This is a genomic window from Nocardia neocaledoniensis (assembly GCF_003182135.1).
Taxonomy (GTDB): domain Bacteria; phylum Actinomycetota; class Actinomycetes; order Mycobacteriales; family Mycobacteriaceae; genus Nocardia; species Nocardia neocaledoniensis.
Map to the genome: position 1 here is coordinate 730544 of NZ_QGTL01000004.1, position 21968 is coordinate 752511.

19 protein-coding genes are annotated in these 21968 nt (G+C 69.8%); 12 read left to right on the plus strand and 7 right to left on the minus strand.

Annotation, left to right across the window (positions count from 1 at the left end; translation table 11 throughout):
* Positions 1–28 precede the first annotated feature (28 nt).
* Positions 29–487: a DUF6247 family protein gene (locus DFR69_RS15345; RefSeq protein ID WP_110038173.1), complete on the plus strand. Its 459-nt coding sequence runs from the start codon at positions 29–31 to the stop codon at positions 485–487.
* 50 nt (positions 488–537) lie between these two features.
* Positions 538–843: a hypothetical protein gene (locus tag DFR69_RS15350; protein WP_244198263.1), complete on the plus strand. Its 306-nt coding sequence runs from the start codon at positions 538–540 to the stop codon at positions 841–843.
* 28 nt (positions 844–871) lie between these two features.
* On the opposite strand, the gene DFR69_RS15355 is transcribed toward DFR69_RS15350, so the two are convergent.
* Entirely contained in the window at positions 872–1618 is a 747-nt protein-coding gene (locus DFR69_RS15355) for a hypothetical protein (RefSeq protein WP_110038175.1), read from the minus strand.
* 122 nt (positions 1619–1740) lie between these two features.
* Here DFR69_RS15355 and DFR69_RS15360 point away from each other — a divergent pair, with 122 nt between their 5' ends.
* A complete protein-coding gene (locus DFR69_RS15360; protein ID WP_110038176.1) occupies positions 1741–2826 on the plus strand; it encodes an esterase-like activity of phytase family protein in 1086 nt (361 codons plus the stop codon).
* 124 nt (positions 2827–2950) lie between these two features.
* Complete coding sequence (locus DFR69_RS15365; protein WP_110038177.1) at positions 2951–6493, plus strand: serine/threonine-protein kinase; 3543 nt, start codon at positions 2951–2953, stop codon at positions 6491–6493.
* A gap of 29 nt (positions 6494–6522) precedes the next feature.
* On the opposite strand, the gene DFR69_RS15370 is transcribed toward DFR69_RS15365, so the two are convergent.
* Positions 6523–7839, minus strand: a complete 1317-nt coding sequence (locus DFR69_RS15370) for a class I SAM-dependent methyltransferase (protein ID WP_110038178.1) — start codon at positions 7837–7839, stop codon at positions 6523–6525.
* Positions 7836–9272 (minus strand): FAD-binding oxidoreductase, encoded by a 1437-nt coding sequence (locus tag DFR69_RS15375; RefSeq protein ID WP_110038313.1) that lies wholly within the window; start codon positions 9270–9272, stop codon positions 7836–7838. The genes DFR69_RS15370 and DFR69_RS15375 overlap by 4 nt, the downstream gene beginning before the upstream one ends.
* Before the next feature lie 173 nt (positions 9273–9445).
* On the opposite strand from DFR69_RS15375, the gene DFR69_RS15380 reads away from it, so the two are divergent.
* Complete coding sequence (locus DFR69_RS15380) at positions 9446–9880, plus strand: SRPBCC family protein (RefSeq protein ID WP_110038179.1); 435 nt, start codon at positions 9446–9448, stop codon at positions 9878–9880.
* A 2-nt stretch (positions 9881–9882) separates the two neighbouring features.
* On the opposite strand, the gene DFR69_RS15385 is transcribed toward DFR69_RS15380, so the two are convergent.
* Together DFR69_RS15385 and DFR69_RS15390 are read right to left on the minus strand one after the other, a co-directional pair.
* Positions 9883–10233, minus strand: coding sequence for a VOC family protein (locus tag DFR69_RS15385; RefSeq protein ID WP_110038180.1), 351 nt, complete (start codon positions 10231–10233; stop codon positions 9883–9885).
* Positions 10230–11060: a MerR family transcriptional regulator gene (locus tag DFR69_RS15390; RefSeq protein ID WP_110038181.1), complete on the minus strand. Its 831-nt coding sequence runs from the start codon at positions 11058–11060 to the stop codon at positions 10230–10232. The genes DFR69_RS15385 and DFR69_RS15390 overlap by 4 nt, the downstream gene beginning before the upstream one ends.
* A gap of 216 nt (positions 11061–11276) precedes the next feature.
* Between DFR69_RS15390 and DFR69_RS15395 the strand changes: the two genes are divergently transcribed.
* The 4 genes from DFR69_RS15395 to DFR69_RS15410 are packed head-to-tail and all read left to right on the plus strand — an operon-like array spanning position 11277 to position 15784.
* Positions 11277–12410, plus strand: coding sequence for a sugar ABC transporter substrate-binding protein (locus DFR69_RS15395; RefSeq protein ID WP_110038314.1), 1134 nt, complete (start codon positions 11277–11279; stop codon positions 12408–12410).
* An 11-nt stretch (positions 12411–12421) separates the two neighbouring features.
* Positions 12422–13195: an ATP-binding cassette domain-containing protein gene (locus DFR69_RS15400; protein ID WP_110038182.1), complete on the plus strand. Its 774-nt coding sequence runs from the start codon at positions 12422–12424 to the stop codon at positions 13193–13195.
* Positions 13192–14607, plus strand: coding sequence for a sugar ABC transporter permease (locus DFR69_RS15405; protein WP_110038183.1), 1416 nt, complete (start codon positions 13192–13194; stop codon positions 14605–14607). The genes DFR69_RS15400 and DFR69_RS15405 overlap by 4 nt, the downstream gene beginning before the upstream one ends.
* Before the next feature lie 25 nt (positions 14608–14632).
* On the plus strand, positions 14633–15784 hold the full coding sequence (locus DFR69_RS15410) for an ROK family protein (protein WP_110038184.1): 1152 nt from the start codon (positions 14633–14635) through the stop codon (positions 15782–15784).
* A gap of 1 nt (position 15785) precedes the next feature.
* Here DFR69_RS15410 and DFR69_RS15415 read toward each other — a convergent pair whose 3' ends face one another.
* Positions 15786–16340 carry a hypothetical protein gene (locus DFR69_RS15415; protein ID WP_110038185.1) on the minus strand — a complete coding sequence of 185 codons (555 nt, stop codon included), beginning with the start codon at positions 16338–16340 and terminating at the stop codon, positions 15786–15788.
* 251 nt (positions 16341–16591) lie between these two features.
* Here DFR69_RS15415 and DFR69_RS15420 point away from each other — a divergent pair, with 251 nt between their 5' ends.
* Positions 16592–16909: a YbaB/EbfC family nucleoid-associated protein gene (locus tag DFR69_RS15420; RefSeq protein WP_373867020.1), complete on the plus strand. Its 318-nt coding sequence runs from the start codon at positions 16592–16594 to the stop codon at positions 16907–16909.
* Positions 16909–17517 carry a recombination mediator RecR gene (gene recR / locus DFR69_RS15425; RefSeq protein WP_019044526.1) on the plus strand — a complete coding sequence of 203 codons (609 nt, stop codon included), beginning with the start codon at positions 16909–16911 and terminating at the stop codon, positions 17515–17517. Before DFR69_RS15420 ends, recR begins: the two co-directional genes overlap by 1 nt.
* On the opposite strand, the gene DFR69_RS15430 is transcribed toward recR, so the two are convergent.
* A complete protein-coding gene (locus DFR69_RS15430; RefSeq protein ID WP_110038186.1) occupies positions 17514–18155 on the minus strand; it encodes a hypothetical protein in 642 nt (213 codons plus the stop codon). The two genes, recR and DFR69_RS15430, sit on opposite strands and share 4 nt — an antisense overlap.
* Positions 18156–18263: 108 nt before the next feature.
* Here DFR69_RS15430 and DFR69_RS15435 point away from each other — a divergent pair, with 108 nt between their 5' ends.
* Positions 18264–21965 (plus strand): transglutaminase family protein, encoded by a 3702-nt coding sequence (locus DFR69_RS15435; protein WP_110038187.1) that lies wholly within the window; start codon positions 18264–18266, stop codon positions 21963–21965.
* Positions 21966–21968 lie beyond the last annotated feature (3 nt).

Sequence of the window (21968 nt, forward strand, 5' to 3'; positions counted from 1 at the left end):
GAAATCTGTTCGAGATGCTGAGGTAGCCGTGATCACCGAGGTGCAGTGGAGCGAACTGCAGCGCGACCCCAAGCAGGTCGCGAGGCTGGCCGACGAAGGTGACGTGCGCGTGCGACGCCGCGATGGCGCCGCGCTGTTGCTGATTCGCGAAGATCGGGCGCAGGGACAGGCCGAAGGCGCGGTGCTGGCCGCGCGTGCGCTGCGTAATGTACTGGTGCACTTGCCTGCTGAAGCCGCCGCCGCTGCGTTGATCGACGAGTTCCCCTGGGTGGACCTGCTGCCGGAGTCTGAGCGCACCCTGTTCGTCAAGGACTTCGCGCGCGCGTTCCAGGCATCAGCCGAAGTGGGCGAGTGGTCCTCGCTTCACCGCACTGTGCACGATTGGCGCAACACGGCCTATATCTATACCGACCCCGGCCTGGTCGAGCAGCTCACAGAACCGATCGACACCGACTTCGGCCCCGTGCCGGAACCCGAGGTGGACTAGGCATGTCGCCGAAACGAGGTGACCGAGTCGCGCCTCCCGGCCGACCTGGCATGTGGGAGGCTCGATTCGCGACCACCGCGGCAGCCAAGGGTTGGGAAGACCTGTGCCGATCAGCGCGTGCCAGCACCTGGGAAGCCTGGATCATCCTGACCGAGCGACCGACTACGCCGGAGAACCCTTCCCGTCAGAGCAAGCTCAAAGGTGCGTTGTCCACCCATGTCATCGGCGGGTCGACGCTCGATCAGTGGCAGTACGAAGTCACCGGAGGTGGTCGGGTGTGGTACTGCCCGGATCATGATGCGCGGATCGTGTGGATCGTCGTGGCGGGACCTCGCCACCCCAAGGCCACCGACTGACGCTGCGGGAACTGCCAGAAAGTCGTCCTCAGCGGAAGAGGAGGGCGGCGAGGATGTCGGCGTGGCGGTAGCCGAGGTATTTCTGGACGGTGGGCTCGTCGACGGCTGAGGTGGCGGTGGCGAGGGTGACGACGACGAATTGTTCCTGGGCGCCGGCCTTCCATTTGCCGGTGGCGAAGTCGTCGATGGTGGTGCCCGCGCGGGGTTTCAGTGCCTTTTGATCGATCTCGGCGGCGGCGGTCTTCGCGGTGGCGGCGTCGGGCATGACCAGGATGAACTGGGCGAAACGCAGGGCGCCGCCCTCGGCGGAGAGGACGAGTTCGGCGGCGTACCGGCAGCCGAGGGCGGTGAGTTTGCCGTCCTTCTCGATCGGGGCGCAGGTGTCGTGGTCGCGGCCTTCGATCCAGTCGGCGCGCAGGGACACATCGCCCATCTTGAAGTCCCAGGGGCCTTCGTATTCGGTGTAGCTCAGCTTCGCGTCCGCCTTCGGCGGTTTCTTGCTGGTGGTGGTGGGTTTGGCGGTGGACGTGCGCACGGTGTCGGAGACCGGCGCCGCGCCCGAGGCCGCCACCGCCGATCCGGCGACCGTGTCCTTCGCACCGACGACCAGCAGTCCCGCGCCGCCGAGCAGGGCGAGGACCAGCATCGATGCCAGGACTATCCAGCCCGCGTTCGACTTCGGCGGCGGACCGAGGGGTGGGATCTCCTGCGGTTGGCCGTAGCCCATCGGCGTGCCCCACTGCTGCGGATCCTGATTTCCGGACGGATAGGTCATCGCGAAGCCCCCCTGTCGGCGCGGGGGACTCCGACCTCCCCCGAGTTCTTGCCATCGACCTTACTGCGCTGTTCCAACGCTGTTCACCCGCGGGCACTCCGGGCTGGCTACCGTGACCGGTCATGGGACGTCGGGTGACCGCGGTGGTGTTGGGAACGGTGCTGGCCGGGGCGTGCGCGCCCGCAGGCGCGGCGGAGCCGGGCGCGGTGCGCGTGCTGGGTGAGCAGGTCGTCGCCCACGACCTGGACTTCGGCGGCACCGTCGTCGGTGGCCTGTCGGGCATCGACTATCGGCCCGCCACCGGCGAATTCGTGCTGCTCAGCGACGACAGGTCCGAGAAGAATCCCGCCCGCTTCTACACCGCTCGCATTCCGGTGACGGACGATGGCATGGGGCCGGTGGAATTCACCGGCACGACGCCGCTGCGCCGCCAGGACGGTTCGGCCTACCCACCGAAGTCCGTTGACCCCGAGGACATCCGGGTCGACCCGCTGACCGGCGACTACCTGTGGACCCAGGAGGGCGAGCGGGCAGGCACCGTCCTCGCCGATCCGTCGGTCCGGCTCGCGCACCCCGACGGCGGGTTCGGCGCCGAGCTCCCGATCCCGGAAAACGAACGGATGCGGGCGGATTCGGGCCCACGGCAGAACCAGGCGCTGGAGGCGGCGACCTTCGCCGCGGGCGGCACGCTGGTCGTCACCGCGCTGGAGGGCCCGTTGCTCACCGACGGCCCGACGGCCACACCGACCACCGGGGCGACCACCCGAATCACCGTGCAGACCCGATTCGGGCCGCTGCTCGCGCAATACGCGTACCCGCTGGAACCGGTCTTCGCCGACTCGCGGCCCGAACCCGGTCAGGCGAGCAACGGCGTCACCGCGATCCTCTCCGTCGATCCGTTCGACCCCACCCGATTCCTGGTGCTGGAAAGGGCTTTCGCCAAGGGGGTCGGCAATCGGGTGCGGCTGTTCGAGGTCGACGTGACCCAGGCGAGCAACGTGCTCGACGCGCCGCTGTCCGGCGCGCGTCCGGTGAGCAAGCGCCTGGTCGCCGACCTCACCGACCTCGGCGTCGAGGCCGTCGACAATGTCGAGGGCATGACCTGGGGACCGCGCCTGAGCAGCGGCGAGAAGACCCTGGTGCTGGTCGCCGACAACAACTTCGCCGCCGAACAGCGCACCCAGCTGATCACCCTCGCGCTGCGCTGACCAGCGCGGTCACCCGGCCGTGGCCGCCACAGCACCGAATCTCCACCCGATGGATGCCGGATCGCGCTAGCTTGGAGTTGTACACCTGCGCCGGTGACGCCGATTCGCTTCGAGGGGTGGTCACATGGATCCGGAAGAGACCCGCATGCAACGCGGGCCGGCCGAGTCGTCACCGGCAGGTACACACACGCAGCGCGCGCTCGCTCCCGGCGAAATCGACGAGGCAGTGGTCGCCGAGCTCGACGCGATGGGTCTCACTGCGGCCAAGGAGATCGGGCGCGGCGGCTTCGGCGTGGTGTACCGATGTCTACAGCCGGCGCTGGACCGGGTGGTGGCGGTGAAGGTGCTGTCCTCGGAGATCGATCAGGAGAGCCGGGAGCGGTTCCTGCGCGAGGAACAGGCGATGGGCCGGCTGTCCGGGCACCCGAACATCGTCGACATCCTGCAGGTCGACGTCACCGCGACGGGCCTGCCGCTGATCGTCATGCCGTACTGCTCACGCGGCTCGCTGGAGCGGCTCATCCATGACCGCGGCCCGCTGACCTGGGCAGACACCCTGCGTGCCGGCGTGAAGCTGGCCGCGGCGATCGAATCCGCGCACCGGGCGGGCATCCTGCATCGTGACGTGAAGCCAGCGAACGTGCTGATCAGCGGGTACGGCGAACCGCAGCTCACCGATTTCGGCATCGCCCGCATCCCCGGCGGATTCCAGACCTCGAGCAGCATGATCACCGGCTCGCCCGCGTTCACCGCCCCCGAGGTGCTCAAAGGACACGAACCGACTGTTCGGTCCGATATCTATGGCCTCGGCGCGACCCTGTTCGCCCTGCTCACCGGCCATGCCGCGTTCGAACGGCAGGCGGGAGAGAAGGTGGTCGCGCAGTTCCTGCGCATCACCACCCAGCCGGTGCCCGACCTGCGCACGCAGGACATCCCCGCCGATCTGGCCGCCGCGATCGAGAAGGCCATGGCACCCGATCCGGCCGACCGGCCCGCCTCGGCCTACGAGTTCGGTGAACTCCTGCGCGAGGTGCAGCGCGCGCACGGCCAGATGCCCGACGAGATGGCCCTGCTCGACACCGAGCTGGACCAGGAGGACACCCCCGAGTCCCTGAAGGCGGTGACCGCCCGGCACAGCTGGCCGCTGACGCTGCGCCCCGCCGAGACCTCGGGCCCGCGCGGCGGCGGCAACTCCTGCACCCTGCCGCCCACCGCGGCCACCAAGTTCCGGCCGCCGACCCCGGCCCGCGAGCCGTTCCCCCGCCAGCGTCTGCTCGACGTGCTGCGCGCGGGTGGTAACCGCAGGCTCGCCCTCATCCACGCGCCCGCCGGCTTCGGCAAGAGCACGATCGCGGCCCAGTGGCGCGCGGATCTGGTCTCCCGCGACGTCCCGGTCGCCTGGCTCGGCGTCGACCAGGACGACGACAGCGAGATCTGGTTCCTCGCCCACCTCATCCAGGCCATCCGGCGGGTGCGTCCCGAGGTGGGCGACGGCCTGGAGCAGGTGCTCGAGGAGCGCCCCGCCGATGCCGTCGCCTTCGTGATCGCGACCTTGATCGACGAGATCCACGCCAGCGACCGCAGCGTGGTGGTGATCGTCGACGACTGGCACCGGGTGCGCGATCCCGGCGTGCACCGCGCCATGGCGACGCTGCTCGACAACGGCTGCCACCACGTGCGTTTCGTGGTCACCAGCCGCGACCAGTCCGGTCTGCCGATCAGCAGGCTGCGGGTGCGCGACGAGCTGGTGGAGCTCGGCGCGGCGGAGCTGCGCCTCACCGAGGCCGAGACGCGCCAGATCCTGGTGGAGCGCAACGGTTTCGCGCTCACCGACGAACAGGTCGAGCAGATCCATCTGGCGACCGAGGGGTGGCCGGCCGCCATCCAGCTGGTCAGCCTGACGCTGCGGGGCAAGGCCGATCCGGCCGCGCTGCTGGGTCAGCTCGCCGAGGGCGGGCACGGCATGCGCGAGTACCTGGCCGAGAACGTGCTCGACAGCATCGAACCGGACCTGCTCGAATTCCTGATGGCGATCTCGGTGGTCGAGCGGGTGAGCGGCTCGCTCGCGGCGGTGCTCGCCGACGTGCCCGACGGCGCGACCCTGCTGGAGCAGGCCGAGCAGCGCGAGCTGTTCCTGCACCGGATCGAGCACGATCCGGAGTGGTACCGGATGCAGCCGCTGTTCGCCGAGCATCTGCGCGCCCGGCTCGAGCGTGTGCATCCCGGCCGGGCGAAGGTGCTGCACCGCAAGGCCTCGCGCTGGTACGCCGAGCATCAGCTGCTGCGCAAGTCCGTCGACCACGCGCTGGCCGCCACCGACCTCAAGCTGGCCGCCGACCTGCTGGAGAGCGGCGGCATGGACCTGATCGACGGCTCGAGGCTGGCCACCCTGCTCGGCAGCGTGTCGAAACTGCCGGTGCAGCAGGTGACCTCACGCTCCAAGCTGTTGATGGCGGTCGCGCGGGCGAACATGAACCTGCAGCAGACCGGCACCGCGCGCTCCGCGCTGGGCAGGCTGTCCAACCTGCTCGCCCGCGGCGGCGGCGAGCCGGAAATGATCGAACAGCGCTGTGCGGCCACGGTTCTCGACGCCGCCGACCGGGTGGCCCACGACGACACCGCCGAGGTCGTCGAACGCCTCACGCCCTGCCTGGACGCGCCCGACGAGCTGCCCGCCTGGATCGTCTCCACCGCCGCCAACCTGGTCTCCTTCGTCCGGCTCTGCGACTTCGATTTCGACGGCGTGACCGAGATGCAGGACTGGGCCGCCGACTACCACGTGCGCTCCAAGGACCCGCTCGGACCGGTCTTCGGGCTCTGCGCGCGCGGTGACGCCGCCTACGAACAACTCGACATCGCCACCGCCACCGAGTGTTTCGAGCTGGCCTACGAAACGGCGCGGGCGCGCTCGGGCCCGCGCTCGGACGCGGCGCGGGTGGCCGCGGCGCTGCTGGGCGAACTGGCCTATCGGCGTGGCGATCTCGCGGTGGCCGACCGGCTGCTCGACGAGAGCCACGAACTGCTCACCAGGGTCGGACCGGTCGACTTCCAGATCGCGACCTTCGTGATCGGCGCGCGGGTGAAGGCCGCGCTCGGCGACCAGTACACCGCGGCCGCGCGGCTCGACGAGGGCGCCAGGGTGGCGTCGGAGAACGGCTTGGCCAGGCTCGACGCGCACGTGCGCGCCGAACGATCCCGGCTCGGCCTGAGCAACGGCGACAGCGGCGATCGCATCGTCGCCGACGTGTCCGGCAACGGCAAACGCCGTCGCTCCGGCGCGGCGGCGCTCATCGCGGAGGCGCGCGAGTTCGCCCAGATCAGGGCACTGCTCGCCGAACAGCGCCTGCGCGCCGACGACCGGGCGGCGCGCTACGCCAGGGTGCTGTACTCCCGGCTGCTCGAACAGTCACGACCCCGCGTGGAGATGGACGCGACCCTGCTGCTCGCCGAGTGCCTGGCCGCGGCGGGCTGGATCGGCGAGGCGACCGGGCTCGTCCTGCCGGTGCTGCGTACCTGCGCCGACCTCGGCTGGACCAGGCCGCTGCTCGACGCCGGGCCCGGTGTGGTCGGCCTGCTACACGTGCTGCGCACGCAGGCCCACGACGGACAGCCGCACCCGATCCTCAACGAGGTGCCCGCCCACTTCCTCGACGAACTGCTGGGCTGAGCTCGGGCCGACCCGAGCTCAGCCGCGGCCTACGGCTGCCACCAGGGGCGCAGCGGCACCTGCCAGGCGCCGTCGGACCCCAGCTTCACGCCGAGCACGTGATGCAGCTGAACAACGTTGCGCTGGAAGCCGAGTCGACAACCGGCCATGTACAGGCCCCACACCTTGGCGGTGCCCTCGCCGACCTCCTCAACGCAGGCGTCCCAGTTCGCCACGAGGTTCTTGCACCATTCGTGCAGGGTCAGCGCGTAGTGCTCGCGCAGATTCTCCTCGTGCAGCACCTCGAGCCCGATGTTCTGGATCTCGGAGATGATGCGGCCCGAACCGATCAGCTCGCCGTCGGGGAAGACGTAGCGGTCGATGAAATCGCCCGCCTTGGTGGTGCGGGTGTTGTCCGGCCGGGTGATGCAGTGGTTGAGGAACAGGCCGCCGTCACGCAGCTTGTCCTTGATGAAGCCGAAGTAGAACGGGTAGTTGTGCACACCGATGTGCTCGGTGAGCCCGATCGAGGACACGGCGTCGAATTCGCCCTCGACGATGTCGCGGTAGTCACTGTGCCTGACCTCGGCGAGCTCGCCGAGCCCCTCTTCGGCGATCTTCTGCTGGGCCCAGGCGGCCTGTTCGGCCGAGAGCGTCGCGCCGATCACCGTGACCCCGCGCCGGGCCGCGTAGCGGACCATGCCGCCCCAGCCGCAGCCGATGTCGAGCAGCCGGTCGCCCTCCTTCAGCCGCAGCTTGTCGAAGATCAGCCGGTATTTGTTCTCCTGCGCCTGTTCCAGGGTCCAGTCGGGATCGCCGTAGACCGCGCAGGTGTAGGTCATCGACGGGCCGAGGACGTACTCGTAGAACTTGTTGGAGACGTCGTAGTGGTGGTGGATGGCCTCGGCGTCGCGAGTCTTGGAGTGGCGCAGGCCTTCCAGCGCGATCCGGCGCCAGCGCGGCAGTGTCTCCTGCGGCGGCGGCGCGATCGGCTTGAGCCGTTCCCAGCCCAGCGAACGCGCGATGGTGACCAGCGACAGCGCCGACGGCCGATGGAACTTCATGGCCTGCATGGCCTTCAAGATGTCGTACGGATCGCCGGGGTGCACCCCCTCGGCCGTCATGTCGCCGGAGATGTAGGCGCGGGCCATGCCGAGATCGCCCGGCGCCGACGCCAGATAGTTGATGCCGCGAGGGTTCTTGATGTCGAGGGTGTAGGGCGAGTTCTCCGGCCCCGTCGCGCTGCCGTCGTAGGCCCGCAAGCGGATCGGGATCTCACCGTCGATGAGCGTCTCGAACACCTCGGCAATGCTGAGCCTGTTCCCCAGCTCGGCGAAGACCTCGGATCGGTCCTTGAATGTCGTCACTTGCGTTGCACCGCCTTCGAATACAGATTCAGCAGTCGTTGGTCCGGGTCGTAACGTTTCTTCAGTTCGGTGTAGGTCTCGCCGCCGTAGAGCACGGCGAACTCGTCCTCGGCGTAGTACGAGTCCGAGTACAGCGACTTGTGTCCGTCGAATTCGGACACGATCTTCTCGATCGCGCGATTGGCCGCCCCCTCCGGTTCACCCGGCTTCGTGGGGACGGCGGACCAGAATCCGACGTTGACGTAGGTGCGCCGCGGCTCGAGCGGGTACAGCGGCCACGGGCGGTCGCCCGCGGGAGTGTCCGCGGTGTCGCGCAACCGCAACGGGCACAACCAGATCGGCTCGATCGGTATTTCCCGCAGGAACCACTCGACGAAGTCGGCGGTGCGGTGCACCGGCACCTCGATGTCCTGGACCACGCGCTCCTGCGGTGGATTGCCCTTGCGGGCCTCCAGGCGGTCACCGATGTGGTACTTGCGGTCGAGGGCCACCAGCTTCCAGTAGAAACTGCTGCGCCGGTACGCCTTCGGCCAGAAGCGGCGGATCTTCGGGTTCTGGGTGCCGAAGGCCCGTGAGCACCAGAACCAGTCGGTGTCCCAGCGCCACAGGTAGTCGTGGATCGTCAGCCGGTCGCTCTTGACGCCCTCGGCGTGCTGGATGGACCGGTAGTAGATGTCCATGCCGGTGTAGTCGCTGACCGGGCCGGGTTCGTCGGTCTGCCGCCCGAGGGTGAGGTAGCTCTCGCCGGCGGTGAAGACCACGCCGTCGAGGTAGTCGACCCGCTCGCCCTGGTAGCTGCGCTCGGTGACGATGCGCTCCAGCTCGGCTTCCAGTTCGCGCAGGTCGTGGAAGCGCACGTGCCGCAGCGCGACGTAGGGCTGCACGGGCTCGAGTTCGATCTTCAGGCGGACGGTGTAGCCGAGCGTGCCGTAGGAGTTGGGGAAGCCGCGGAACAGGTCAGCGGTGTCGTCGTCCGGGCGGACGGTGACGATCTCGCCGGAACCGGTCAGCACGTCCATCTCCAGCACCGATTCGTGCGGCAGGCCGTTGCGGAACGAGGTCGACTCGATGCCGAGGCCGGTGACCGCGCCGCCCAGGGTGATGGTCTTGAGCTGGGGCACCACCAGTGGCGCGAGCCCGTAGGGCAGGGTCGCCGCGACCAGGTCCTCGTAGGTGGTCATGCCCGCCACGTCGGCGGTACGCGTGGCCGGGTCCACCGCGATCACCTGCCCCAGGCCGGACACGTCGAGGCCGGGCGCGGTGGTCGCCGCCCTGGCCCGGAACAGATTCGACGTCTTCTTCGCCAGCCGGACGACGGCGCCGGGTGGAATGGCGCGATAGCTGGCAAGCAATCGCTCCACACCCGCTCGGTGCGCGGCATATCCGGACTCGCGTGCGGCCGGTTCGTGACCAGCCCTACCCAAAAGACTCAGTGCCACACGTTCGACGCTAGTACGACCGTGCCTGTCCGGCCACCGGATATGCCCGCGCGGCGAGGAAATGTCACGCAGCTGTTTCCCACTCGTCCAACCTGGTCGGGCGACTCGTAGCCGGGCAGGGCAGGATGTAACCCGGTCGATTTCGCACCCCCGACAAGGAGTCAACAGTGGGACAGGTCAGCGCAAGCAGTTCGATCACCGTCGCCGCGGATCCGCAGCGCACGCTCGAGGCGATCGGTGACTACGAGACGGTCCGCCCGCGCATCCTCTCCTCGCACTACCGCGACTACAAGGTCGTCGAGGGTGGCAAGGGTGCGGGCACCGTCGTGGAGTGGACCCTGCAGGCCACCGAGAAGCGCCAGCGCAACGTGCGCGCCAACGTCACCGTGTCGGACTCGATCCTCACCGAGCGCGACGCGAACTCCTCGATGGTCAACACCTGGACCGTCACCCCGGACGGCGCCGGTTCGCAGGTCACCCTGCGCACCACCTGGCAGGGCGCCGGCGGCGTGTCGGGCATCTTCGAGGGCATCTTCGCCCCGCTCGGCCTGAAGAAGATCCAGGCCGAGGTGCTGGGCAACCTGGCGAGCGAGCTCGCCTGAGCTCACTCCTTGCCGATGTCGAAGAGATTTCCTTCGGGATCGGCGAGGGTGGCCCACTGCTGGCCGTACTCGTCGAAGTCGCCGATGTGCTTGGCGCCAAGGCCGATCGCGCGGTCGACGTGCTCGCGCCAGTCGGGTGCGTGCAGGTCGAGGTGGATGACGTTCTTGCCCGGCGTCTTGTCCGGGACCTGGATGAACATCAGCACCGGCGAGGCGCCCTCGGTCTGGCCGACGGTGGCGAAGAACTCCGAGGCCTCCGGGTCGACGGTGCGTTCCAGCAGCTGGGCGTAGAACTGCGCGAGCGCGCCCGCGTTCGCGCAGTCGTAGGTGACGTTGTCGATGGTGAGACTCATGAGTTTTCTCCTTCGGTGAGGGGCCAGCACACTTCGGTGCGGTACTGGGTGGGATCGCTGGTGATGTCGGGTCCGACGAGATAGCGCTCGCGGATCGGTCGGCCGGGCGCGACGGTGTCGTGCTCGGCGACGTGGCTGCCGAGGGCGCCGTAGGTGCGGTCGAAGTCCTCGAACGCGCCGGTGTGCACCGCGATGGCATAGCGCTGGGCGCCGAATTCGGTGATCGCGAGCCCGGCGGGCGGGGTGAGCGTGGCGCCCGGCGGCAGCGGCACGTACGCGGTGACCTCGCCCGCGTCCTCGGTGAAGAACTCGGTCGAATAGGTCGCGCCCGCAACGCCTCCCGGTGTCACCCCGGCCGCGAGCAGGCCGGTGTAGAGGCGCTCGAACGCCTGATCGCACCAGGCGGAGATCGCGCTGTGCGCCACCCGCTCGGTCACCGTGAGCGCCGTGCACGCGGGCTCGACCCGGTAGTCGACCCGCAGTGCGGGCGCCGGCGTGGTGAGCAGGGCGCGCAGCGAGGCGACCACGTCGCGGGTGCGCTGCAATTCGGCTTCCATCCTGGTCAGATGCGCGCGCAGGGCGGCGTCGCGGTGGGCCGGGTCGGCGGCGGCGAGGACCGTGCGGATGTCGGGGAGTGGCATGTCGAGGTCGCGCAGGCGCCGGATCAGGTGGGCGCGATCCACCTGATCGGTGGAGTAGCGCCGGTAGCCGGTGCCCGCGTCCACCGCGACCGGCTCGAGCAGCTCGATCTCGTGGTAGTAGCGCAGGGTCTTGACGCTGAGATGGGTGAGGCGGGCGAACTCGCCGATCGCCACGGTCGCTGTCATGTGCACAAGACAACACCCTCCAGTGGCGGGAGGGTCAACACCGCGACGCTGTCAAGGAGACCGGACGGCACTCGGCGCAGGTCGGGGCGAACGGTTTGTCCGATTTCGCCGTTCCGCCGGGCCTGATTCGCATATGTTGTTGCCCACAACATATCGAGAGTGGTCTACGTCACAGATGTCGAGGTGGCACGACCGCGGTTCGGGAAGGTCACCGTGATGAGGACGAACAACCGGAAGTTCCGCCTGGGGCACGCCGCCGTGGCGCTGGCACTGTCCGGCGCACTGACGCTCACCGCCTGCGGATCCAACAGCAGCGGCGGCGACGAACCCGACGCGGCCTCGGGCGGCAGCGGCGGGCCCACCGTGGGCGTGATCCTGCCCGAGACCGCCACCTCGGCCCGCTGGGAATCCTTCGACAAGCCCATGCTGCAGCAGGCCCTGCGCGCCGAGGGCTTCGACGCCGACGTGCAGAACGCCCAGGGCGACGTGCAGAAGTTCACCACCCTGGCCGACGGCATGATCGCCAAGGGCGTGAAGGTCCTCATCATCGCCGCGATCAACAGCGAGGTCGGCGGCGCGGTCGCGGCCAAGGCGAAGAAGGCAGGCATCCCGACCATCGACTACGACCGGCTCAACCTGGGCGGATCCTCCGACTACTACGTGTCCTTCGACAACGTGAAGGTCGGCGAGCTGCAGGGGCGGGCCATCGCGGACGCGCTGAAGACCAAGCCGGGCGCCGAGGTCGTCGAGATCGAGGGCGCGCCCACCGACAACAACGCCACCCTGTTCCATCAGGGCCAGCAGAACGTCCTGAAGCCGCTCTACGACAACGGCACGCTGAAACTGGTGCGCTCCCAGGCCATCGACGGCTGGGACAACCAGAAGGGCGGCACCACCTTCGAGCAGATCCTCACCGGCAACGGCGGCAAGGTCGACGGCGTGGTCGCGGCCAACGACGGGCTGGCCGGCGCGGTGATCACCGTGCTGAAGAAGAACGGGCTCAACGGCAAGGTCCCGGTCACCGGCCAGGACGCCACCGCCGAGGGCCTCAAGGCGGTACTGCGCGGCGACCAGTACATGACCGTGTTCAAGCCCATCCTGGGCGAGGCGCAGACCGCGGCGAAACTCGCGGCCGCGCTGGCCAAGGGCGACAAGGCGGCCGCGGACGCGCTGGCGGTGGACGTGAGCCAGGACCCGAAGGGCAAGCGCGAGGTGAAATCGGTGCTCCTGCAACCGCAGACCGTGACCCGCGCCGACGTCAAGGTGGTTGTGGACGCCGGCTTCGTCGAGGCGGTCGACATCTGTGGCGGCGATCTGGCGGCGGCCTGCACCGAGCTCGGGATCAGCTGAGGGCCGAGGACATGAGTGAGCCGCTACTCCGGATCACCGGGCTGAACAAGAGCTTCGGCGCGGTCCACGTGCTGCACGACGTGGATCTCACCGTGCCCGCCGGTGAGGTCACCGCGCTGGTCGGCGACAACGGCGCCGGAAAGAGCACGCTGGTGAAATGTGTTGCCGGGATCCATGGTTCGGACTCGGGGGAGGTGCGTTTCCGCGGTGAGCCCGTGCATCTGCGCGGGCCGAAGGACGCCGCCGAACTCGGCATCGAGGTGGTCTACCAGGACCTGGCGCTGGCCGACAATCTCGACATCGTCGGCAACATGTTCCTCGGCCGGGAACGCGGCAAGCCGTGGTTGCTGGACGAGGCGAGCATGGAGGAGGCGGCGCGGCGCACCCTGGCCTCGCTGGGTGTGCGGACCGTGAAATCGGTGCGCACGCCGGTGTCGGCGCTCTCGGGCGGGCAGCGGCAGACCGTCGCCATCGCCAAGGCGGTGCTGTGGAACAGCAACTTGGTGCTGCTCGACGAGCCGACCGCGGCACTGGGCGTCGCCCAGACCAGGCAGGTGCTCGACCTGGTCCGGCGGCTGGCCGAGCAGGGCCTCGGCGTCGTGCTGATCAGCCACAACCTGGCCGACGTGTTCGAGGCCGCGGATCGGATCGCGGTGCTGTACCTGGGCCGGATGGCCGCCCAGGTGCGCACCGCCGACGTGACGCACGGGCAGGTCGTCGAGTTGATCACGGCGGGTCGCTCGGGTGACCTCGGGTTGGCACGGCCCGAGGCGGTGGTCCTGTGAGCGAGGTGGTGGAGAAGCGGGAAACGGCCGTCGCCGATTTCGGGATCGACACCACGACCCGCTCGACCAGGGAGGCGCTCGGCGACTACGTGGCGCGGCTGCGCGCCGGCGAGATCGGTTCGCTGCCCGCGCTGTTGGGGCTGGTCGCGCTGATCGTGTTGTTCTCGGTGCTGTCGGACGTGTTCTTCTCGCTGAACAACATCGCCAATCTGCTCGCGCAGGGCGCGGGCCAGACGATCATCGCGATCGGCATCGTCTACGTGCTGCTGATCGGCGAGATCGATCTGTCGGCGGGAACGGCGTCGGGCGTGGCGGGCGCGGTGCTGGCCATGCACTACGTCGAGGACGGAAACCTCATGGCGGGCATGGGATCCACGGTCTTCGTCGTCTTCAACGCGCTGCTCGTGTTGGGCGCGGTGCTGGCGGCGCTGCTGCGGATCTGGCCCGGCGTGGCCATGTCGCTGCTCGGGGTGGCGATCACGGTCATCGGGTTCAAGGCGAATCCGTGGGTGGAGATGCTGCTCGCGGTGTGCGTCGGCGCGGCCATCGGCTGCATCACCGGCTTTCTCATCGCGAAGATCGGGATGCCCTCGTTCGTGGTGACGCTGGCGCTGTTCCTGGCCTGGCAGGGGGTGATCCTGCAGCTCATCGGCGAGGGCGGGGTGCTGGGCATCAGTTCCTCGCCGGTGCTCGACAAGGTCGCCAACGGCAACCTGTCGACGGTGGGCAGCTGGGTGCTGTTCGTGGTGGCGGCCGGTGGCTACGCGGCGGTCACCCTCGGCGGGCACTTCCTGCGTCGCCGGCGCGGGCTGGTAACCGGGCCGACGCCGCTGGTGCTGGCGAAGGTGGTGGCGCTCACCGTCTTCGCCGCAGTGGTGACCGCCGCTCTCACGGTGAACCGCTCGCCGAACGATCTCGTCGAGATCTCCGGGGTGCCGTATGTGGTGCCGATCGTGCTGGCCTTGCTGGTGGTGGGTACCTACGTCCTCAACCGGACGACCTACGGCCGTCACATCTACGCGGTCGGTGGCAACGCGGAGGCGGCCCGGCGGGCCGGCATCAACGTGACTCAGTTGCGGGCGAGCGTGTTCGTCATCTGCTCGGCGTGCGCGGCGGTCGGGGCGATCGTCTACTCGTCGAAGGTCGGTTCGGTCGACCCGCAGGCGGGCGGGCTCAACACGCTGCTGTTCGCGGTGGGCGCGGCGGTGATCGGCGGTACCTCGCTGTTCGGTGGCCGTGGCCGGGTGGCCGACGCGGTGATCGGCGGCGCGGTGCTGGCGGTCGTCTCCAACGGTCTTGGCCTGCTGGAACAGCCCGCGGCGGTGGTCTCCATCGTCACCGGGCTGGTGCTGTTGCTCGCCGCCACGGTCGACGCATTGTCCCGGCGACGCGCGGCGGTGGCGCAACGGTGAGTGCCGCAGTGGTATTCAAGAGGCCATGACCGTCGCCCGACCGGACGAGGTGCGCCGCTTCAACCGGTCGAGCCTCCTGCGCCTGCTGCACCTCGGCGGCCCCGCCACCCGCGCGGCGCTGGCCACCGAGCTCGGGCTCAACCGCTCCACCATCAAGATGCTCGTCGACGCGCTGGCCGAGAGCGGACTGGTGGAGGAGCGGGTGCCCCGGCTGGCGCGCGGGGCGGGCCGCCCGTCGCTGCTCGTCCTGCCGCAACCGCAGGCCGCCGTGGTGCTGGCGGTCGACGTGCAGGTCGAGCACGCGGGCATCGCGCTGGTCGGCTTCGGGGGGCAGATCCTCGGCCGTAACAGCTGGAATCTGCACGGGCGGCAACGGCAACCGGCCGAGGTCATCACCCACATCGCCGAGTCGGCCACCCTGCTGGCCGCGGATCTCGGCTTGCGCCCGGTGGCCGCCGGAGTGTCGGTACCCGGTGTCGTGCGCCGTGCCGACGGCCTGGTGCACGACGCCGCGAACCTCGACTGGACCGACGTGGCGCTCGGCGCGCGGCTGACCGCCGTGCTCGGCATACCGGTGGTGGTCGGCAACGACGCCGAGCTCGGCGCGCTCGCCGAACACGCGCGCGGCGCCGGACGCGGGGCGGGCGACACCGTCTTCGTCTCCGCCGACGTCGGCGTCGGCGGCGGCCTCATCTCCCAGGGCACACTGCTGCGCGGCGCCGCCGGATACCTCGGCGAGATCGGGCACATGACGGTGCGGCCCGACGGCAGGCCCTGTCACTGCGGCAACACCGGCTGCTGGGAGACCGAGGTCGGCGAGGCCGCGCTGTGCCGGGCGCTCGGCCGGTCCGAGCACGGTCCGCGCGGCGCCATCGTCGCGGAGTTGCGTGCCCTGCCGGGCGACGGCGGGCCCGCGCTCGCCGAGTATCTGGACTGGCTGACGCTCGGCCTGGTCAATGTCGTCAATATCCTCGGCCCGGAACTGCTGGTCCTCGGTGACCTGTTCACCGCCCTGCCCGACGCCGCCGTCGCCGGAGTCGCCGAGGAGGTCCGGCGGCGCAGCATGGTGAGTCGCGCGATCGGCGGCGTGCGGATCGAGAAGTCACGCCTCGGCGCGGACTCGAAGCTGCTCGGCGCCGCCGAGGCCGCCTTCGACGGCGTCCTCGGGATGCTCTGACTCAGGCCGGGGCCAACACGAACGCCGCGAGCAGCGGCCAGTCGTTCTCGCGCCACCACGAATAGCCGAACCAGACGCCCGGCGCGATCTCGCGGATCTCGTCGTAGACCTGCGGAGTCGGCGAGGGCGCGTAGTTCAGCGCCCAGGCGGGCCCGCCGTCGAGGATCGAGGGCGCGCGGTACACGTCGGCGGGGAACGCCTCGATGCCGGCGCCGGTGACGCGATTGGTCAGGCTGCCGCCGTCGGCGCCGGTGCGGAACACATTGCCGATCCACAGGGCCGAGGCCGTCGGCGCGAACTGCGGCGGACGGGTCACCCAGCCGTTGGTGATCCCCGACGGCACCGCGCCCGCCTGCGCGTCGCGATAGATCTGATCCTGCTGGGCGACGTCACAGCGAAACCGCAGCGAATCCAGAGTCGCCGCCGAATTGCCCGGGTCGACCACGCAGCCGCCGCCGTAGTCGGCGACCGGCTCGGCCGACGCCGCTGGTGCCAGAACGACAAGGACTGACGCGGCTATCGAGGCAGTGGCGAGCGAAGTGCGGTGGGCCTTCATCTGTTCTCCCTACGATTGCTGTACCCGGTTCCGACCCCGTCCGATCCTAAGTGGGTCCTGCCCGACGCGATCCAGGCCGGAGAGTCAGCAATCAAGCTGTTACCAGGCGGATCACGGATAACGGCGCGGTCGGTACGCGCCGTCGCGGCACCGGGTGTGGGAGTATCCCGGCGGCGCGTGAGGACTACGCTTGACGCGGACGAAACTTCTGAGAGGACGTGCTGGTGCAACCCGATGGCGGTCAGTTCGATATGCAGGCCCTGCTGGCCCAGGCTCAGCAGATGCAGCAAGCGGTGATGCAGGCCCAGGCCGAGCTCGCCGAGTCCGAAGTGCAGGGTCAGGCCGGCGGTGGCCTGGTCCAGGCCACCATCAAGGTGAGCGGCGAGGTGCAGTCGCTGACGATCGATCCGAAGATCGTCGACCCGTCCGATGTCGACGGCCTGCAGGACCTGGTGATCGGCGCGATCAACGACGCCATGGCCAACGCGCAGAAGCTGGCGGCCGAGCGGCTCGGCCCGCTCTCGCAGGGCCTCGGCGGCGGCTCGATGCCCGGTCTGCCTGATTTCTGATGTATGAGGGGCCGGTTCAGGATCTGATCGACGAGCTGGGCAAGCTGCCCGGCGTCGGTCCGAAGAGCGCGCAGCGCATCGCCTTCCACCTGCTGCAGGTGGAGCCGCCGGAGATCGACCGGTTGCAGGCGGCCCTGCAGAAGGTGCGTGACGGCGTGCAGTTCTGTGTCTCGTGCGGCACCGTCGCCGACGGCGAACTGTGCCGGATCTGTGCCGACCCGCGCCGCGACCGCACCATGATCTGTGTGGTCGAGGAACCCAAGGACGTGCAGGCGATCGAGCGCACCCGCGAGTTCCGTGGTCGCTACCACGTGCTCGGCGGTGCGCTCGATCCGCTCAGCGGCGTCGGTCCCGATCAGCTGCGGATCAGGGAACTGCTGACCCGCATCGGCAACCAGGACGACGGCGTCGACGTGAGCGAGGTGATCATCGCGACCGACCCGAACACCGAGGGCGAGGCGACGGCCACCTACCTGGTGCGCATGCTGCGCGACTTCCCCGGTCTCACCGTCACCCGGCTGGCGTCCGGCCTGCCGATGGGCGGTGACCTGGAGTTCGCCGACGAGCTGACGCTCGGTCGCGCGCTGTCGGGCCGCCGCGCGCTCTAGAGCTTGACCCGGTCCCAGCTTAGCTCGGCGCCCGCGTCGGGCTGCTCGGTCGCCCAGGCCCAGATGATTCGGGCGACCTGGGCCGGGTCGTCGCTGCTGGTTCCGAAGTGCTTCTCGGGTGAACCGTCGCGGTACTCGAGGATGTAGCCGCCGTCGGGGTCGTGATAGGTCTGGATGTAGCGCTGCTCGCCGCGTTCGACGATCAGGTACGGATTCGGGGCGGCCAGTCCGGCGACCCAGCGGTGCGCCAATTCCTCGGTGAGATAGGGGAATTCGCCCGCACCGCCGTGGGTGACGCGGATCGGGATGTGGCCCTGGGGGTCGATCAGCCAGCTCAGCTGCGGATCGTAGAGGGCATAGCCGCGCGGGGTGGCGAGGTCGAAGAGCAGGTTGCGGACGAAGCCGACGGCGTCGTACGGCGACGGGACGTAGAGCGTGGTCCCGTTCTCGCCACCGACGGATTCGACGCTGAGAAACGAGTCGTCGACCGGCAGTTCGGCATTGCGAGCGTTCAGCGCCGCCGCGATCTCAGCGATCTCAGGGGACGCGGGCCGACCTTCCTGGGTCGCCAGGTACTCGTCCACCTCGTTGACGGAGTTGGCGACGCAGGACGGTAGGAGGATGTGGTCGTAGCTCACCCAGCCCAGCCTACGGTGTGTTGCCTGCGGGTTTCGACATGATGCCCGTCGGGAAACGCCCGTTTCATCGGCACGCCGAGGGCGGGTGGCCTGTGGTCAACTTGTCGCATGGGCATCAAGGTGTCGCTCGAACACCGGACCGCGTACTCCTTCGATCGTCTCGTCGAGGTGCATCCGCACGAGGTGCGGCTACGGCCGGCCCCGCACTCGCGGACCCCGATCGAGGCCTACTCGCTCCAGGTCACCCCGGCCGCGCACTTCGTGAACTGGCAGCAGGACGCGTTCGGCAATTTCGTTGCGCGCCTGGTGTTCCCGGAGCCGACCGAGGAGCTGTCGATCACCGTGGGGTTGATCGCCGATCTCGAGGTGGTCAACCCGTTCGACTTCTTCGTCGAGGACTACGCCGAGTACTTCCCGTTCGCCTACCCCGGCGCGCTGGCCACCGATCTGGAGCCGTATCTGCGACCGGTCGACGAGGGCGAGCCGGGCTCCGGCCCGGGGGAGCTGCTGCGGGACTGGGTGCGGGTGCACGGTCCGCACGGGCGCCTGCGCGTCATCGACTACCTGGTCGAACTCAACTACGCGCTGCGGAGCACCGTGGACTACACGGTGCGGATGGAGCCGGGGGTGCAGACGCCCGACCACACCCTGCGGACCCGGCTCGGGTCCTGCCGTGATTCGGCCTGGCTGCTCGTCGCCGTCCTGCGCGAACTCGGACTGGCCGCGCGGTTCGTCTCGGGATACCTGGTGCAGCTCACCTCGGACACCCCCGCGCTGGACGGACCGTCCGGGCCGAGCGCCGACTTCACCGACCTGCACGCCTGGACCGAGGTGTACATTCCCGGCGCCGGCTGGATCGGCATGGACCCCACCTCGGGACTGTTCGCGGGCGAGGGGCACATTCCGCTGGCCGCGACCCCGCATCCCGGCGCGGCCGCCCCCATCACCGGTGCCACCGGGATCACCGAGGCGACCCTCGAATTCAGCAATGTGGTGCGCCGGGTGCACGAGGACCCGCGAGTCACCCTGCCCTACACCGAATCCCAGTGGGAGCGCATCACGGCCTCCGGCGCCGCCGTCGACAAGCGGATGGCGGCCGCCGACGTCGGCCTGACAATGGGCGGCGAACCCACCTTCGTCTCCGTCGACGACCAGATGAGCGCCCAGTGGACCACCGACGCCGACGGCTCGCACAAACGCGAACGCGCCGTCGACCTGGCCGACCGGTTGCGCGCGATCTACGCCCCCACCGGCATCGTCCAGTACCGCCAGGGCAAGTGGTACCCCGGAGAACCGTTGCCCCGCTGGGAGATCGCCATCGCCTGGCGCGCCGACGGCGAACCCGTCTGGACCAGACAGGACCTGCTCACCAACCCGTGGACCCCGCTCGCTGCCCCGGCCCCTCCGGTTCCCACTACCGGGTCGGACGGCGATCGAGCTCGGCCGGGTTCGGGCATTCCGGCTGATCCCGTGTCGCCCGAGTTCGCGGGAGACGAGGCGCCGCAGGTGGTCTCGGCCTCGGCGGACGACGCGCCGCCAACTGACTCGAGCGCGGTGCCGGCGCGTGCCGAAGAGGTGACCTCGCGAGGGACAGGCCACGCGACGCCGGCCGGCATGGATGCGGGGTCGGCGGCCGACAGCCGACAAGCCGCCGCGGCGCAGCAGCAGGGTGCGGCGGTGGTGGGTGTGGACCGGACCGCGGCGCTCGTCGCGGATCGGCCGCACGCGTGGGCGGCGGTCGACGCGGCCGAGGCGCTGGTCGCCAGGATCGCGGATGCGCTCGGTCTGCCGGACACGCAGGTGCGTCCCGCGTTCGAGGATCCGCTGGCCCGGCTGGCTGCCACGGTGAGCGCGCCACACGGCGAGCCACCGGAGCTGGATCTCGATCCGGCCGAGGATTCCCCGGCGGCCCGGCACGCTCTCCTCGAGCGACTCGACGAACCCGTCAACGAACCGGCGGCTTACGTGCTGCCACTGCATCGCCGGGCCGACGGCGCGGGCTGGGCCAGCGCCGATTGGCAACTGCGGCGCGGGCGGGACGCGGACGCCGGACCCGGCCGCATCGTCCTGGCCGACGGCGATTCCCCCGCGGGACTGCGGCTTCCACTGAACTCGGTGTCCTGGCACACCCCGCCCCCGCTGCCGGACGCCGACCCGCTGTTCCAGGGTCCGCTGCTGCCGCGCGAGGAGCCGCCCGCCGTCGTCGAGCCGGCCGACTTCACCCCCACCACCGCCCTCGTCGCCGAGGTGCGGGCAGGCAGGCTGCACGTGTTCCTGCCGCCGGTCGCCGAACTCGACGACTTCCTCGATCTGATCGCCAAGGTCGAAGCGGCCGCCGTCGCGATCGGGCAGCCGGTGGTGCTGGAAGGCTACGCGCCGCCGAACGACGCACGGCTGCACACCTTCTCGGTGACCCCCGATCCCGGCGTCATCGAGGTCAACATCATGCCGACCAGCTCGTTCGCCGAGCAGTCCGAGGTGCTCGGGACGCTGTACGAGCAGGCCAGGCTGGCACGGCTGAGCACCGAGTCCTTCGACGTGGACGGCACGCACGGCGGTACCGGCGGCGGCAACCACATCACGCTGGGCGGCGTGAGCCCGGCGCGGTCACCGCTGTTGCGGCGTCCCGATCTGCTGGTCTCGATGCTCACCTACTGGCAGCGGCACCCGGCGCTGTCGTACCTGTTCGCCGGGCGTTTCATCGGCCCGACCTCGCAGGCGCCGCGCGCCGACGAGGGACGCGAGGGCGCGCTCTACGAACTCGAGATCGCCTTCGCCGAGATCGCCCGGCTCACCGCCGAATCGAGCGCGGACGGCACACCGGCGGAGATCCAGTCGGCGCCTTGGCATATCGACCGCGCCCTGCGGCACCTGCTCACCGACCTCACCGGCAACACCCACCGCGCGGAATTCTGCATCGACAAGCTCTACAGCCCCGATTCCGCGCGCGGCAGGCTCGGACTGCTGGAGCTGCGCGGCTTCGAGATGCCGCCGCACTTCCAGATGGCGATGGTCCAGTCGCTGCTGGTCCGCGGGCTGGTCGCGATGTTCTGGGATCGGCCCTACCGCGCGCCGCTGCTGCGCCACGGCGGCAACCTGCACGGCCGCTACCTGCTGCCGCACTTCCTGACGCGCGATATCGCCGAGGTCGCCGCCGACCTGCGCGCGCACGGCATCGACTTCGACACCAGCTGGCTCGATCCGTTCACCGAGTTCCGGTTCCCGCGCATCGGCACCGCCGTGATCGGCGACGTGGAAGTGGAACTGCGCGGCGCGATCGAACCCTGGTTGACCCTCGGCGAGCAGACCACCGGACAGGGCACGGCCCGCTACGTGGATTCCTCGGTGGAGCGGCTGCAGGTGCGGGTGGTCGGCGCCGACCGCGACCGCTACGTGCTCACCTGCAACGGCATGCCGGTGCCGCTGCTCGCCACCGACAAGTCCGACGTCCAGGTCGCCGGAGTGCGGTATCGGGCCTGGCAGCCGCCGAATTCGCTGCACCCCTCGATCACCGTCGACGCGCCGCTGGTGTTCGACCTGATCGACCCGGCGACCGGCCTGTCGCGCGGCGGCTGCACCTATCACGTCGTGCACCCCGGCGGCCGCGCCTTCGACGACGCCCCGGTCAACGCGGTCGCGGCCCAGTCGCGGCGCAATCGCCGCTTCGAGGCAGCGGGGCATACGGTGAATCCGCTCGACCCGGCCGAACTCCGTGCGAAGATCGCGGCACAGTCGACCGATGTCGGCGCACCGGGCATCCTGGATCTACGTCGCGCGCGCACGGTGTGGGGCGTGCCCGACAGCCGCTAGCAA

What these genes read in the sequence shown, in the direction of transcription:
- DFR69_RS15360 (WP_110038176.1), top strand. Translation starts at nt 1,741, where the DNA reads ATGGGACGTCGGGTGACCGCGGTGGTGTTGGGAACGGTGCTGGCCGGG.
- DFR69_RS15400 (WP_110038182.1), top strand. Translation starts at nt 12,422, where the DNA reads ATGAGTGAGCCGCTACTCCGGATCACCGGGCTGAACAAGAGCTTCGGC.
- DFR69_RS15410 (WP_110038184.1), top strand. Translation starts at nt 14,633, where the DNA reads ATGACCGTCGCCCGACCGGACGAGGTGCGCCGCTTCAACCGGTCGAGC.
- DFR69_RS15390 (WP_110038181.1), bottom strand. Translation starts at nt 11,060, where the DNA reads ATGACAGCGACCGTGGCGATCGGCGAGTTCGCCCGCCTCACCCATCTC.
- DFR69_RS15435 (WP_110038187.1), top strand. Translation starts at nt 18,264, where the DNA reads ATGGGCATCAAGGTGTCGCTCGAACACCGGACCGCGTACTCCTTCGAT.
- DFR69_RS15395 (WP_110038314.1), top strand. Translation starts at nt 11,277, where the DNA reads ATGAGGACGAACAACCGGAAGTTCCGCCTGGGGCACGCCGCCGTGGCG.
- DFR69_RS15350 (WP_244198263.1), top strand. Translation starts at nt 538, where the DNA reads ATGTGGGAGGCTCGATTCGCGACCACCGCGGCAGCCAAGGGTTGGGAA.
- DFR69_RS15420 (WP_373867020.1), top strand. Translation starts at nt 16,592, where the DNA reads ATGCAGGCCCTGCTGGCCCAGGCTCAGCAGATGCAGCAAGCGGTGATG.
- DFR69_RS15385 (WP_110038180.1), bottom strand. Translation starts at nt 10,233, where the DNA reads ATGAGTCTCACCATCGACAACGTCACCTACGACTGCGCGAACGCGGGC.
- DFR69_RS15415 (WP_110038185.1), bottom strand. Translation starts at nt 16,340, where the DNA reads ATGAAGGCCCACCGCACTTCGCTCGCCACTGCCTCGATAGCCGCGTCA.
- recR (WP_019044526.1), top strand. Translation starts at nt 16,909, where the DNA reads ATGTATGAGGGGCCGGTTCAGGATCTGATCGACGAGCTGGGCAAGCTG.
- DFR69_RS15365 (WP_110038177.1), top strand. Translation starts at nt 2,951, where the DNA reads ATGGATCCGGAAGAGACCCGCATGCAACGCGGGCCGGCCGAGTCGTCA.
- DFR69_RS15355 (WP_110038175.1), bottom strand. Translation starts at nt 1,618, where the DNA reads ATGACCTATCCGTCCGGAAATCAGGATCCGCAGCAGTGGGGCACGCCG.